The sequence below is a fragment of the Bordetella sp. 2513F2 genome (assembly GCF_054642735.1).
The window spans coordinates 4207390-4220267 of record NZ_CM137755.1 but is presented as its reverse complement, the minus strand read 5'-3'; the positions used below and the strand labels follow the sequence as shown (position 1 = coordinate 4220267).

The 12878-nt window shown below is 70.5% G+C and carries 13 protein-coding genes; 10 read left to right on the top strand and 3 right to left on the bottom strand.

The genetic code is table 11. From position 1 onward, the window contains the following. The first annotated feature begins 8 nt into the window (after positions 1–8). From gmd to ACYBYQ_RS19925, 9 genes are all read left to right on the top strand, one after another. Positions 9–1049 carry a GDP-mannose 4,6-dehydratase gene (gene gmd, locus ACYBYQ_RS19965; RefSeq protein ID WP_459616157.1) on the top strand — a complete coding sequence of 347 codons (1041 nt, stop codon included), beginning with the start codon at positions 9–11 and terminating at the stop codon, positions 1047–1049. Beyond that, positions 1033–1944 (top strand): GDP-mannose 4,6-dehydratase, encoded by a 912-nt coding sequence (locus ACYBYQ_RS19960; RefSeq protein ID WP_459616156.1) that lies wholly within the window; start codon positions 1033–1035, stop codon positions 1942–1944. Before gmd ends, ACYBYQ_RS19960 begins: the two co-directional genes overlap by 17 nt. Then, positions 1944–3080 carry a glycosyltransferase family 4 protein gene (locus ACYBYQ_RS19955; protein WP_459616155.1) on the top strand — a complete coding sequence of 379 codons (1137 nt, stop codon included), beginning with the start codon at positions 1944–1946 and terminating at the stop codon, positions 3078–3080. Before ACYBYQ_RS19960 ends, ACYBYQ_RS19955 begins: the two co-directional genes overlap by 1 nt. Next, positions 3077–4195: a glycosyltransferase gene (locus ACYBYQ_RS19950; RefSeq protein ID WP_459616154.1), complete on the top strand. Its 1119-nt coding sequence runs from the start codon at positions 3077–3079 to the stop codon at positions 4193–4195. Before ACYBYQ_RS19955 ends, ACYBYQ_RS19950 begins: the two co-directional genes overlap by 4 nt. Before the next feature lie 13 nt (positions 4196–4208). Then, positions 4209–5162, top strand: coding sequence for an NAD-dependent epimerase/dehydratase family protein (locus ACYBYQ_RS19945; protein ID WP_459616153.1), 954 nt, complete (start codon positions 4209–4211; stop codon positions 5160–5162). A gap of 15 nt (positions 5163–5177) precedes the next feature. Then, entirely contained in the window at positions 5178–5738 is a 561-nt protein-coding gene (locus ACYBYQ_RS19940) for a sugar transferase (protein ID WP_459618835.1), read from the top strand. Positions 5739–5758: 20 nt separating this feature from the next. Then, positions 5759–7777, top strand: a complete 2019-nt coding sequence (locus tag ACYBYQ_RS19935) for a polysaccharide biosynthesis protein (protein WP_459616152.1) — start codon at positions 5759–5761, stop codon at positions 7775–7777. Positions 7778–7887: 110 nt separating this feature from the next. Continuing rightward, complete coding sequence (gene waaC, locus ACYBYQ_RS19930) at positions 7888–8895, top strand: lipopolysaccharide heptosyltransferase I (protein ID WP_459616151.1); 1008 nt, start codon at positions 7888–7890, stop codon at positions 8893–8895. Between the two features lie 3 nt (positions 8896–8898). After that, complete coding sequence (locus ACYBYQ_RS19925) at positions 8899–10191, top strand: 3-deoxy-D-manno-octulosonic acid transferase (RefSeq protein WP_459616150.1); 1293 nt, start codon at positions 8899–8901, stop codon at positions 10189–10191. Positions 10192–10210: 19 nt separating this feature from the next. On the opposite strand, the gene ACYBYQ_RS19920 is transcribed toward ACYBYQ_RS19925, so the two are convergent. Genes ACYBYQ_RS19920 through ACYBYQ_RS19910 form a run of 3 tightly spaced genes read right to left on the bottom strand, consistent with a single transcriptional unit; the run spans position 10211 to position 12045 of the window. Beyond that, positions 10211–10366: a hypothetical protein gene (locus tag ACYBYQ_RS19920; RefSeq protein ID WP_459616149.1), complete on the bottom strand. Its 156-nt coding sequence runs from the start codon at positions 10364–10366 to the stop codon at positions 10211–10213. 27 nt (positions 10367–10393) lie between these two features. Further along, positions 10394–11194 (bottom strand): type III pantothenate kinase, encoded by an 801-nt coding sequence (locus ACYBYQ_RS19915; protein WP_459616148.1) that lies wholly within the window; start codon positions 11192–11194, stop codon positions 10394–10396. Beyond that, positions 11191–12045 carry a biotin--[acetyl-CoA-carboxylase] ligase gene (locus ACYBYQ_RS19910; RefSeq protein ID WP_459616147.1) on the bottom strand — a complete coding sequence of 285 codons (855 nt, stop codon included), beginning with the start codon at positions 12043–12045 and terminating at the stop codon, positions 11191–11193. The genes ACYBYQ_RS19915 and ACYBYQ_RS19910 overlap by 4 nt, the downstream gene beginning before the upstream one ends. Positions 12046–12126: 81 nt before the next feature. On the opposite strand from ACYBYQ_RS19910, the gene ACYBYQ_RS19905 reads away from it, so the two are divergent. Next, entirely contained in the window at positions 12127–12780 is a 654-nt protein-coding gene (locus ACYBYQ_RS19905) for an alpha/beta hydrolase (protein ID WP_459616146.1), read from the top strand. The last annotated feature ends 98 nt before the right edge of the window (positions 12781–12878 follow it).

Here is a 12878-nt window from a genome sequence, read left to right as displayed (position 1 = left end):
ACACCACAATGACCACAAAAGCTTCCATCATCACCGGCATCACCGGCCAGGACGGCGCCTACCTGGCGCAGCTGCTGCTCGAGAAGGGCTACACGGTATACGGCACGTATCGCCGCACCAGTTCGGTGAACTTCTGGCGCATCGAGGAACTCGGGATCGACAAGCATCCCAACCTGCACCTGGTCGAGTACGACCTTACCGACCTGTCTGCCAGCATCCGCCTGCTGCAGAGCACGGGCGCCACCGAGGTCTACAACCTGGCGGCGCAGAGCTTCGTGGGCGTTTCGTTCGACCAGCCCGTGACCACGGCGGAGATCACCGGCATCGGCCCGCTGAACCTGCTGGAAGCCATCCGCATCGTCAACCCGAAGATCCGCTTCTACCAGGCCAGCACGTCGGAGATGTTCGGCAAGGTGCAGGCCATACCGCAGGTGGAGAGCACGCCGTTCTACCCGCGCAGCCCGTACGGCGTGGCCAAGCTGTACGCGCACTGGATGACGGTGAACTACCGCGAAAGCTATGACATCTTCGGCTGCAGCGGCATCCTTTTCAATCACGAGTCCCCGCTGCGCGGCCGCGAGTTCGTCACCCGCAAGATCACCGACTCGGTCGCCAAGATCAAGCTGGGCAAGCTCGACGTGCTGGAGCTGGGCAACATGGACGCCAAGCGCGACTGGGGCTTTGCCAAGGAGTACGTGGAAGGCATGTGGCGCATGCTGCAGGCCGACGAGCCCGACACCTTCGTGCTGGCCACCAATCGCACCGAGACCGTGCGCGACTTCGTCAGCATGGCGTTCAAGGCCGCCGGCATTGCACTGGAGTTCAAGGGCAAGGCCGAGGATGAAGTGGGCATAGACAGCGCCAGCGGCAAGACGCTGGTGAAGGTGAACCCCAAGTTCTACCGTCCCGCCGAGGTGGACCTGTTGATCGGCAATCCGGAGAAGGCCAGGCAGAAGCTGGGCTGGGAGCCGCGCACCACGCTGGAGCAGCTGTGCGCGATGATGGTCGAAGCCGATTTGCGGCGCAACGGCAATGGCTTCTCGTTCTGACGCGCCGCGGGCGCTGATCACGGGGCTGGGTGGCTTCACCGGCCGCTACCTGGCGCGGGCGCTGGCCGATGCCGGCTATCGGGTGTTCGGCACGGCGCACGGCTCGGAGCCGGCCGGGCCGGACATGTATGCCGTGGACCTCTGCGACCGGGCCGGGCTGGCGCGGGTCGTGCAGGAGGTGCAGCCCGACGTCGTGGCGCACCTGGCGGCCATCGCGTTCGTGGCGCACGGGGATGCCGACGCCATCTACCGCACCAACGTGGTGGGTACGCGCAACCTGCTGGAGGCGCTGGCCGGGCTGTCCGCCAGGCCTACGGCCGTGCTGCTGGCCAGCAGCGCCAACATCTACGGCAATGCGGAGGTGGAGCGCATCGACGAATCGGTGGCGCCGAATCCGGCCAACGACTATGCCGTCAGCAAGCTGGCCATGGAATACATGGCGCGCCTGTGGACGGACCGGCTGCCCATCGTGATCGCGCGGCCGTTCAATTACACGGGCGTGGGGCAGTCGCCGCAGTTCCTCCTGCCCAAGATCGTGGGTCACTTCCAGCGCGACGAGCGGGTCATCGAGCTGGGCAACATCGACGTCGAGCGGGATTTTTCCGACGTGCGGCGGGTGGTGGATGCGTACCGGCGCCTGTTGCAGCTGGCGCCGGCGGGCGGCGTATTCAACGTCTGTTCGGGCCAGGCCGTGTCGCTGAAGGCGGTGATCGCCATGATGGAAGAGATGGCGGGCTACCGCATCGAGGTGCGCGTGAACCCGGCTTTCGTGCGCGCCAACGAGGTGCACAGGCTGCAGGGCGACGCGAGCCGGCTGGAGGCCGCCATCGGCCCGTTGCAGGCCATTGCCCTGCGCGACACCCTGCACTGGATGTACTCCGAAGGCAGGCATTGATGCGGGTTGGCTTCGGCACGACCATACTGGCGCGGGGCCTGGCGCACGGCGGCGTCGACGGCATCGGCTCGTATACCCGCGAGCTCGGCAGCGCGCTGCTGGCACAGCCGGGGCTGTCGCTGCTGTCCGTGGGGCACCGCCTGTTCTGCCACGACGATGCCTTGCCGGGTATCGACGCCGGCGTGGACCTGGGATGGTATCCCCCGAGGGCCGCGCTGTGCGCGTTCAGCCCCTTGAGGTGGCCCGAAGAGCGCCACCTGGCCGGCAAGGTGGATCTCTACCATGCCACCGACCACCTGGTCCCGAAATTCTCGCGCATCCCCGTGGTGGCCACCGTGATGGACGCGATTCCCCTGTCGCATCCCCAGTGGATCCGCACGCAGCTGGCGGGGCCGAAGCGCTGGCTGTGGCGCCGGGCGTGCCGCTGGGCGGACCACGTCGTGACGATCTCCGAGTACTCGAAGACGGAGATCATCCGGCATTTCGGCATCGAGGCCGGGCGGATCAGCGTCATTCCGCTGGGCGTGCATCCCCGCTTCTTCGAACCGATCGACGCGGCATCGCGCGAGGCCGTGCTGCAGCGGCTGGGGTTGCCGAACCGCTTTTTCCTCTTCGTGGGCACGCTGCAGCCGCGCAAGAACCTGGAGCGCGTCCTGGATGCGCACGCCAGCCTGCCGGCGGGACTGCAGCGCGACATGCCGCTGGTCATGGTGGGCCGGTCGGGGTGGGGTTGCGACGCCCTGGTCGCGCGCATGGAGGATGCGCAGGCAGGCGCGCACGTGCGCTGGCTGCAATACCTGCCTGACGCGGAAGTGCGCGCCCTGATGCAGTCGGCGGCTGCGCTGGTGTTTCCTTCCCTGTGCGAGGGTTTCGGCCTGCCGGTGGTCGAGGCCTTCGCTTCGGGTTTGCCGGTGATCACGTCCAATACCACGTCGCTGCCCGAAGTGGCCGGCGACGCCGCCCTGCTGGTCGATCCGCAAAGCGCCGGCGAGATCTCGCAGGCCATGCGCGCGCTGGCCGGCGATGACGCGCTGGCGGCCCGGCTGCGTTCGGCGGGCCTCGCCCGGGCTCGCGAGTTGACCTGGCAGGCCTGTGCCGCCGGGACCCGGGCAGTCTACGAGCAGGTGCTGCGATGAAAGTGCTGCACGTGTACCGCACGTATTTCCCCGACCCGCCCGGCGGTGTCGCGGAAGCGGCCCGGCAGATCTGCCTGGCCACCCGCGAGTACGGCGTACAGAGCACGGTGTTCGCGCTGTCGCCTACGCCGCAGCCCGGAGAGATCCGGCAACCCGAGGCTCGCGTGGTACGGGCCCGTTCCTGGCTTGCGCCGGCTTCCTGCGACCTGGGCGGGCCCGATGCGTTACGGCAGTTCGCCCGCCTGGCCAGGGAGTCCCAGGTGATCTGCTACCACTTTCCATGGCCGTATGCGGACCTGCTGCACCTGGCGGTGCGGCCGGCGGCGCCGTCGGTGCTGGTGTATCACTCGGATATCGTGCGGCAGCGCTGGCTGGGCTGGCTCTATGGCCCGCTGATGCGGCGCACGCTGGATTCCGTGTCGGCCATCGTGGCGACGTCGCCGACTTATGCGCAAACCAGCCCGGTATTGTCGGATCCGCGCTGGAAGCACAAGGTCCGGGCGATTCCTCTCGGCATCAATGAGACCGCCATGCCGGAGGATGCCGGCATCATCGCGCGCCTGGGGCTGCAGGACGGCGAGCCCTATTTCCTGTTCCTCGGGGCGCTGCGCTACTACAAGGGGCTGCACACGCTGGTGCGCGCCGCCCGGCACGTGAAGGCACGCATCGTCATCGCGGGCTCCGGGCCCGAGCGCGAGGCCCTGCAGGCCCTGACGACCCAGCAGGGGGCGCACAACGTGGTGTTCGCCGGGCAGGTCACCGACGCGCAGAAAGTTGGGCTGATGAGCCGCTGCCGCGCCTTCGTGCTGCCTTCGCACCTGCGTTCGGAGGCGTACGGGATGGTGCTGGTCGAGGCCGCGATGCTGGGCAGGCCGCTGGTTTCCTGCGAAATCGGCTCGGGTACTTCCTTCGTCAATGCCGATGGCGAAAGCGGCCTGGTGGTGCCACCGGAGGACGAGCGCGCGCTGGCGGATGCCATGAACGCACTGCTGGACGATGAGGGCCTGGCCCGCAGGCTGGGGCAGGGGGCGCGGGCTCGGTACGAGCGCCTGTTTGCCGGCCCGCCGCTCGGAAGTGCCTACGCAGCGCTCTTCCGTGGCGTTGCGCAGTCTTGACGGAGCCTGCCCCATGAGGTCCACGTTGCAGGTACTGGTGACGGGAGCCAGCGGATTCATAGGCCGCCGCGTCTGCGCCCGCCTGCTCCAGGAGGGGCACCGGGTGGTGGCGCTCAGCCGGCGCATGCCCCAGGCAGGCGGCCTGACCTGTATCGCCGCCGATCTCACCGAGCCGCTCGATGCCGTGCTCGGCGGTCTGCGGCCCGACGCCATCGTGCACCTGGCAGCGCGCGCCCATGTGCTGGACGAAACCCTGGCCGATCCCCTGCCGGCGTTCCGCCGCGTCAACCGGGACGCCACCGCCGCGCTGGCGCGCTGGGCCCTCGGGGCCGGCGTGCAGCGCTTCGTCTACGTCAGCTCGATCGGCGTGAACGGCGACCGCACCGGGCCGGGCGAGGTGTTCACCGAGGCCAGCGAGCCCAGGCCGGCAGGGGACTACGCGGTCTCCAAGCTGGAAGCCGAGGAGGCCTTGCGGGAGATCTCGGCGGGCACGCAGCTGGAGACATGTGTGGTGCGCCCGCCCCTCGTATACGGCAGGGGTGCGCCAGGCAACTTCGGCCGGCTGGCGCGCCTGGTGGCCAGCGGTCTGCCGCTGCCTTTCGGCGCGCTGCACAACCGGCGCAGCTTCATACACGTCGAGGACCTGGCGCGCTTCCTTTGCCTGTGCGTGCATGCGCCCGCCGCGGCGGGGCAGCTGTTCCTCGCCAGCGATACCGCCGTGTTGTCCACGGCGGACCTGGTCCGCCTCATGGCGGCCGCCCGGGGCCGGCCGGCGCGGCTCGTGCCGGTGCCCTCCGCCATCCTGCGGGCCCTGGCTGCCGCCGTGGGCAAGGCCGGGCTGGCCGACAAGCTCATGGCTTCTCTTGAAATCGACCCCTCGCACGCCAGGAATACCTTGCAGTGGGAGCCGCAGGTCGATCCCGCCGAAGGCTGGCGCGAGGCTTTTGCCGACGCGCGGCCGCGATAGGGCGCCATCATGACGATCAAGCGCATCTTCGATCTGCTGCTGGCGGCCTGTGCGGGCGTGGTGCTCGTATGGCCCGGTCTCGTCGTGGCCCTGCTGGTGCGCCTCACCTCGCCGGGGCCCGTGCTCTACTGGAGCGACAGGGTCGGTCGGCACAACCGCATCTTCCGCATGCCCAAGTTCCGCAGCATGCGCATCGACACGCCCGCGGTGGCCACGCATCTGTTGCAGAATCCCGGCGCCTACCTCACGCCCATCGGCTCATTCCTGCGCAAGTCCAGCCTGGACGAGCTGCCGCAGCTCTGGAGCATTCTCAAGGGCGACATGAGTTTCGTCGGGCCGCGCCCGGCGCTGTTCAACCAGGACGACCTGGTCGCCCTGCGCACCGAAGCCGGGGTGCATGTGCTCACGCCGGGGCTGACGGGATGGGCGCAGGTCAACGGACGCGACGAATTGCCGATACCCGAGAAAGTGAAGCTGGATGCGGAGTACCTGCGGCGCCAGTCGTTCTGGTTCGATCTGCGGATCCTCTGGCTGACCGCGGTCCGGGTGGTGCGCCGGGACGGCGTTTCGCACTGAAGACGAATATGGGAGCTTGAATGGGAACCCCCCTGGCCTGGCTGGCATTGCCCTTGCTGGCGATGCCGCGCATCGCCAAGCGTTCGATCGCGCTCGCGGTCGATGCCAGCCTTTGTGTCCTGACGGTCTGGATCGCCTTCTACCTGCGCCTGGACACCTGGGTGAGGCTGTCCGGCGATGCCGTGTTCCAGCCGCAGCTCGCGGTGGCCGTTTCGCTGGTCCTGGCACTGCCGCTGTTCATCACGCACGGCTTCTACCGGGTGATCTTCCGGCATTCGAGCCTGCATGCCATCGCCTATGTGGTGCGGGCCTTCGGCATCTACGGCCTGTTGTACATGGCGGTGATCACGGCGGTGGGCCTGCCGGGCGTGCCGCGCAGCATCGGCATCATCCAGCCCATGCTGCTGCTCCTGGCAGTGGGCGCGTCGCGTGCCGTCGCGCGCTATTGGCTCGGCGGCATGTACCAGTCGCAGCTGCGGCGGGCCGCCCTGCCCAAGGTGCTGGTCTACGGCGCGGGCAGCGCCGGGCGCCAGCTCGTCGCGGCATTGGGGAACAGCCACGAAATGCAGGTGGTGGGCTTTCTCGACGACGACGACCGCCTGCACGGCCATGTCCTGAATGGCCTGCCCATCTACAGCCCCGACGACTTGTCGGGCCTGGTGGAATCCCAGGGGATAGGCACGGTCCTGCTGGCCATGCCGTCCATAGGGCGGCGGCGGCGCAACGAGATCCTGGCCACGATGCGGGCCGCACGCGTGCTGGTGCGCACCCTGCCCAGCGTGACCGACCTGGCGCAAGGCAAGGTCAGCACCTCGGATCTGCGCGAGCTGGACATCGACGACCTGCTGGGCCGGGAATCCGTGGCGCCCAACCATATCCTGCTGGGCAAGAACATCACCGGCAAGGTGGTCCTGGTGACCGGCGCCGGCGGGTCCATCGGCAGCGAGCTGTGCCGGCAGATCCTCAAGCTGGATCCCGCGCGGCTGCTGCTGGTGGAGATCAACGAGCACGCGCTCTATTCCATCCACGCCGAACTCGAGCAGTTGCAGGACGAGCACCTGATGGAGTCGGGCCATGCGGACATCCAGGCGCCCGCCAGCGTCCCGCCCATCGTGCCGCTGCTGGCATCGGTGCGCGACGAAACGCACATGCGCGCCATCATCTCCACCTGGCAGCCCGACACCATCTATCATGCGGCAGCCTACAAGCACGTGCCGCTGGTGGAGCACAACCCGGCCGAGGGCGTGAGGAACAACGTCTGGGGCACGCTCGTGACGGCATCGGTGGCGGCCGAGCAGGGCGTGTCCGATTTCGTGCTCATCAGCACGGACAAGGCGGTGCGGCCCACCAACATCATGGGCGCCAGCAAGCGGCTGGCCGAAATGGTGCTGCAGGCCCTCGTGGAGAAATCGCCCCGCACGCGGTTCACCATGGTGCGGTTCGGCAACGTCCTGGGCTCGTCCGGTTCCGTGGTGCCGAAGTTCCGCCAGCAGATACGCGACGGCGGGCCGGTCACGCTGACGCATCCCGACATCACGCGCTACTTCATGACGATTCCCGAAGCGACCGAGCTGGTCATCCAGGCCGGCGCCATGGCCAAGGGGGGCGAGGTGTTCGTGCTCGACATGGGGCAGCCCGTGCGCATCATGGACCTGGCACGCCGCATGATCGAGCTTTCCGGCCTGACGGTGCAGGACGCCAGCAATCCGGAGGGCGACATCGAGATCGTGATCACCGGGCTGCGGCCCGGCGAGAAACTGTATGAAGAACTGCTGATCGGCGACAACCCCAATCCCACGCCGCATCCCCGCATCATGAAGGCGAACGAGGATTTCCTGCCCTGGCCGGTGCTGGAGGAAAAACTCAGGGCCCTGGAGCTGGCGCTCGACCTCAACGACGTCGGCGTGATACGGCGCATGCTGCAGCAGCTGGTGTCCGGCTACAGCCCCGGCAGCGAGATCGTCGACTGGGTGCATCTGGAGCAGGAGGCGCAGGCGGATTCCCTCGAACCCCCGGCTTCTTCGCCCATCGGCCAGTAAGCGTCCGGGACTGCGGGGCGCCGCGGCGGCCCAATCGGTTATGCTGCCGTGCCATCGACCATCGTTTATCCGGGGGCTTGCCCCGCTGCGAGTCCCGTTCCGCTCGATCCATGCCCATCCGCATTCTCATCGTCCGCACCTCCTCCCTGGGAGACCTGGTGCACATGCTGCCGGCGATCTCCGACATCGCGCGTCACGTCCCCGATGCGCAGATCGACTGGGTGGTGGAAGAGGCGTTCGCTGAAATCCCCGCCTGGCATCCGGCGGTGCACGACGTCATCCGCGTGGCGCACCGCCGCTGGCGCAAGGCGTGGCTGTCGGGGCAGGTGCGCGCCGAACGGCGCGCGCTGCGCGAGCGCCTGCGCGCGCAGGAGTACGACGTGGTGCTCGACATGCAGGCGCTGCTGAAGTCCGCCTGGCTGGTGCGGCAGGCGCGCGGCGTGCGCCATGGCCTGGACTGGCGCTCGGCGCGCGAGCCCCTGGCCTCGCTGTTCTACGACGTGCGCCACCGCGTGGAGTTCTGGCAGCCCGCCGTGATACGCCAGCGCAAGCTGGCCTCGCTGGCGTTCGGCTACGAATACGCCGGCCCGCCGGATTTCGGCCTGCAGCATTTCAGTCCGCAGGCCGAAGCGCAGGAGGACCCGCCGGAGGCCGGCCGCACGCTGCATCATCTCAATGTCGACCGCGGCTATGCGGTGATCATGCCGTCGGCCAGCCGTGACGACAAGCTGTGGCCCGAGGACGACTGGCGCGCGGTGTTCCGGCGCCTGCGCGAGGCGGGCTGCGAGCTGAAGCTGCTGGCCGGCAACGAGCAGGAGGCCCAGCGCGCGCGCGTGCTGGTGGCGGGCATGGAGGGCGTGGAAGTCATGCCCCGCATGGACCTGACCGCGGTGGCCCGGCTGCTGGCAGGGGCGCGCCTGATGGTGGGCCTGGACAGCGGCCTGACGCACCTGTCGGCCGCGCTCGGCCGCCCCACCATCGGCATCTACCGCGCCTCCACGCCGGTGCGCACGCCGCTGGTGGGCGCCAACTACACGGCCAGCCTGGGCGACCGGGGCGCCTCGCCGTCGCGCGAGGCGGTGCTGGCCGCGGTCGAGCAGGCCCTGGCGGCCGTCTAGGCGATGCGGCGCGGCGTCTACACGCTGGCGTTGCGCGGCCTGGCGCCGCTGCTCTGGCTGTGGATGTGGCGGCGCGCCCGCCGGGCCGGCGGCCAGTGGGGCATATTCTCGGCCGCCCGCTTCGGCGGAGCCGAGCCGGGCCAGGAGGCGGCGCCCGCCGCGCCGGCGGTGTGGGTGCATGCAGTGAGCCTGGGCGAGACGCGGGCCGCGCAGCCTCTGGTGCAGGCGCTGCTGGACCGCGGCCTGCCCGTCCTGCTGACGCACACCACGGCCACCGGCCGGGCCGAGGGCGCGCGCCTGTTCGGGCCGGCGCTGGCCGCCGGCCAGCTGCGCCAGACCTGGCTGCCCTACGACTTCCCCGGCGCCACGCGACGTTTCCTGGCGCGCCATGCGCCGCGCTGCGGCCTGCTGATCGAACGCGAGGTCTGGCCGAACCTGCTCGCCGCCGCGCGCGGGCGTGGCGTGCCCATGGCCCTGGTCAGCGCCCGCTTCTCCGAGTCGGCGCAGCGCCAGGCGGGCTGGCTGGGCCAGGCGATGCGCGAAGCGCTGGGCGGATTGCAGGCCGTGCTGGCGCAGACGCCGGACGACGCGCGGCGCCTGCAGGCAGCCGGCGCGGGCCCGGTGCAGGTCACCGGCAACCTGAAGTTCGACCTGGCCCTGCCGGCCGCGCAGCTGGAGGCGGGAAGGGCGTGGCGAGATGCGCTCGGCCGCCCGGTGGTGGCGCTGGCCAGTACGCGCGAAGGCGAGGATGCGCTGTTCATCGAGGCCCTGCGCGCCGTGCGCGACGATGCGGCGGTCCGTCCGCTGTATCTGCTGATCCCGCGGCATCCGCAGCGCTTCGATGCGGCCGCGGCCCAGCTGCGCGCGGCCGGCATCCGGGCGGTGCGGCGCTCGGCAGGCGGCCCGCCGCCGGACGCGGACGCGGACGTGGACGTGCTGCTGGGCGATACCCTGGGCGAGATGCCTTTCTACTATGCCGCCTGCGATGTCGCGGTGGTGGCGGGCAGTTTTGCGCCGCTGGGCGGACAGAACCTGATCGAGGCCTGCGCAGCCGGCGCGCCGGTGATCGTGGGGCCGCACACCCGCAATTTCGAGCAGGCGGTGCGCGACGCGCTGGCCGCCGGTGCCGCGTTGCGCGTGCCCGACGCGCGGGCTGCGGTGGATGCCGCCCTGGCGCTGCTTGCCGATGCGCCGCGCCGCGCGGCCATGCGGGAGGCCGCGCGGACCTGGACCGCCGCGCATGCCGGCGCCACGGCCCGCACGATCGAGGCGCTGGCGCCCCTCCTGCGGCACTGACGCCTGGCGCGCCTGGCGCCTATCGCGTGGTCAGCGAGACCTGGCCGGCATTCAGTTCCTGTGCCAGGCGCGCGGGATTGCGGCCTTCGTCGTTGGGCGGGACGCCCAGCCAGCCCTGGCCCAGGGCGTAGGCCCAGACGTTCGCCAGTACGATCAGCAGGAACAGCACGCGCATCGGGGATCTCCTTGGCGGGGGCCGGGGTCAGGGCAGGGGCTGGGCCCGCGTCCAGGCAGCCAGGCCATCGAGCACCGGGCTTTCCAGGTAGGTGGGGCGCGGCGTGGCAGCGTAGGCCGTGCCCACCTGGCGCAGCAGGCGTTCGACCTCGTCGCGCACATCGGGCCAGCCGCCCCCGGCCACATAGATTTCGGGTGCCACGCCGTAGCGCTCCAGCCCTGCCAGCCATTGGCGCAGCAGCGCGCCGGCCTGGGCAGCGGCCACCCCCGTGGCGATGGCCTGGTGCGTATCGGTGGGATAGGGCACGACACGGCCGCTGGCCTGGGGCAGCTGCGCCGTGCCCGTGGCCAGCGACGTGCGCATCAGGGCAGGGCCGGGCAGGATCATGCCGCCCGGGAACACGCCGTCCGGGCCGACGGTGTCGATGGTGGTGGCGGTGCCGAAGCTGGCGAGGATGAATGGCGGGTGCGCGTGCGGCAGCCGCGCGCGCGCGCCCAGCAGCGAGGCCCAGCGGTCGGGGCCGAGCTGGGCAGGCGTGGCATAGGCGTTGACCAGGTCCAGCGTGCGGATCTCGGCCAGCTTCCACGAGAGGCTGCAGCCGCGCGCCTGCAGGGCCGCCTCGATGGCCATGCCCCGCGCCGGGCCCGCCACGTTCACGCCCACGGCCGCGTGCGGGGGCTCGGGCAGGCTGGCCAGCCAGGCGTCCAGCGTTTCGGGATCCGGCTTGTCGAAAACCGCGGCGGCCGGCTCGCGCACGGGCCTGCCGTCGACGAGGCGCAGCCAGCCGGCCTTCAGGCGGCTGTTGCCGGAGTCGAGGAGAACGATCATCGTGCACGCACCGAGACTTCGCCGACCGTCACGGGCAGCAGGCCGCCCGCGGTGGCCAGCACCAGGCGTCCCTGGGCGTCCACGCCCTGGGCGACGCCCTGCTGTATGACCTGGCCCTGGTCCAGCACGTTCACGTCCTGGCCGGCCAGCGCATCGACCTGCGCGTAGCGGGCCACGAAGGCGTCGAAGCCGCCGGACTGCCAGCCCTGCAGCGCCCGGTGCAGCGCGCCGGCCACGGCGCACACCAGTTCGGTCGGGCCGCTGGGGGGCGCGCCCGGCATGCTGGCGACGGCCTGCCAGTCGGCCACCTGGCGCTGCAGCGCCTGCGACAGCGCGGGCCCGTCGGCAAGATTGATGCCCACGCCGAAGACCACGGCATGGCCGCTGGCATCCGGAGCGGGATTGCGCGTGGTCTCGACCAGGATGCCCGCCAGCTTGGCGTCGCGCCATTGCACGTCGTTCGGCCATTTCACGCGCAGCGCGTCGGCGCCCGGCCCGGCGAGGCGGCGCAGCGCTTCGCACACCACCAGGCCCGCCAGCGGCGACAGCGATGCCAGTACTGCGGCGGGCACGTCGACGTCGAAGGCGCACGAGAACATCAGGGTGGCGCCGGGGCGGTTCTGCCATGGCCGGCCGGCGCGGCCCCGGCCGCTGGTCTGCTGGTGGGCGCCGAGCAGCCAGGGCTTGCGGGGGGCGGATTCGTCGCGCGCCTGGGCCAGCAGGTCGGCGTTGGTGGAACCGGTGGATGCCACCCAGCGCACCTGCCGGAAGGCGGGCAGGGCGCCGGCCAGCGCGCGCGCCATGTCGTCGGGCGCGGGCAGCTCGGCTTGGGAAGGGGCAGGTACGGACATGGCCGGAATTGTAGGACACCGCCGCGGCCCCCGGCGCCCGCGGCGTTAACATGTGGGCTTTGCCACGGATACGCAAGCATCATGTCCGCACGCACGGAAATCGATACCTTCCAGGGCGAGGCCGGCCGCATCGAATGCGCGCTCGACTGGCCCGACTCGGCGCCGCAGGGCTGGGCCCTGGTGCTGCACCCGCATCCGCTGCAGGGCGGCGCCCGCGACAACAAGGTGGTCACCACCATCGCGCGGGCCTGCGTGCAGCGCGGCCTGCTTGCCGTGCGGCCGAATTTCCGCGGGGTGGGCGGGTCGGAGGGCAGCTTCGACAAATCGGCAGGCGAAACCGAAGACATGCTCGCCCTGGTTGCCCAGCTGCGCGAGCGCCATCCGGAACTGGCCGATGCCCCGTGGGTGCTGGGCGGCTTCTCGTTCGGCACTTCGGTGGCCGCCGCCCTGTACGATCGGCTGGCCGCAGCCGGCTCCACGCCGCTGCCGGCGGCGCTGATGCTGATGGGCGCGGCCGTGGGCCGGTTCCAGCCGGGCGAACTGCGCGTGCCCGCAGACACGCTGATGGTCCATGGCGAGGCAGACGAGGTCGTGCCCTGCGCCGAGGCGCTCGACTGGGCGCGTCCGCGCAACCTGCCGGTGGTCGTGGTGCCGGGCGCCACGCATTTCTTCCACGGCAAGCTGGTGCTGCTCAAGCAGCTCGTGCTGGGGCATCTCAAGCTTGCGCTCGGCTAGCCGGCGCGCACTGCAAGGCCCCTGCTTCCCGCCATATTGCGTTGCAACTTCTGCGGCATCCGGAACGTTCTCTTCAGGGACGGGTCGGATACGCTGCC